The following is a 919-nucleotide window of genomic DNA, read 5'->3' as shown; positions in this document are numbered from 1 at the left end:
GGGCCTCGGCGGAGAAGGTGAAGGTCTTGTTGGGGTAGTCGGGCAGGATCGTCGCGCCCGGCGACTCGTCGACGCGGCCGAGCCGCAGCGGCTCTCGTCCGGAGCTCGTGTCGTTCGCGAGCGGGGCGACGGCGACCTGCTCGCCGACGCGGGTGACGACGTGGTCGGCGTTCGTCTTCGGGTCGGTGGAGCCTTCGGGTCGCACGTCGAGCGAGATCGTGCCGACGTAGGTCTCGCCGAATCCGTCGGCGACCGTGACCTGCACCTCCTTGCGACCCTGCAGGCTCGCGGTGGCCTTGTAGGTGATCTGGCCGTCGGTGGTGAAGTCGACCTCGTCGCCGGGAGCCGGTTCGACGCCCTTGAGGTAGATGTCGTCGCCGTCGGGGTCGATGAAGTCGGGGAGGATGTTGTACGACACCGTTCCCCCTGACTCGACGACCAGCGACGTCTTGCGCTTCGGGGTCGGGGCGGCGTTCTGGTCCCAGGGGTGCACCGTGAGCGTGACGTTCGCGGTGTCCTTTCCGTTGCGGCCGTCGTTCGCCTCGTAGACGAAGGTCGTCGAACCCGTCGCCTCTTCATCGACCGCGATCTGGAGCGACCCGCCGTTCTGCACGGGTTGAACGTTGCCGAGCGACGGCTGTGCTTCGGCGAGCGTTGCGACGAGCACGTCCCCATCGGGGTCGTTGTCGTTGTCGAGTACCGGCAGCAGGGTGGTGGCACCGGGGCGGACGCCGAAGTCGTCGTCTTCCGCGACCGGAGGCGTGTTCTCCTCCTTGCGGTCGGGGAGGGTCGTCTCGACCGTCTCCTCCGTGGTGTTGTCCTCGTCCTGCGTCTCTCCCTCGGGCGGGGTGAGGTCGTTCCAGTTGTCGACGCGCTGCAGCGACTCGTTCGCCATCCAGGCGGCGCCGCCGACGGCGTC

General features: G+C 68.4%; 1 protein-coding gene. It reads right to left on the bottom strand.

The features are described from left to right. The coding region (locus tag AUC47_RS16745) for an Ig-like domain-containing protein (protein WP_179297577.1) at positions 1–919 on the bottom strand (919 nt) is incomplete at both ends.

The sequence above is a fragment of the Microbacterium sp. SZ1 genome (assembly GCF_002362255.1).
In the GTDB taxonomy this organism is placed as follows: Bacteria; Actinomycetota; Actinomycetes; order Actinomycetales; family Microbacteriaceae; genus Microbacterium.
This window is presented reverse-complemented; position numbering and strand designations above follow the sequence as displayed.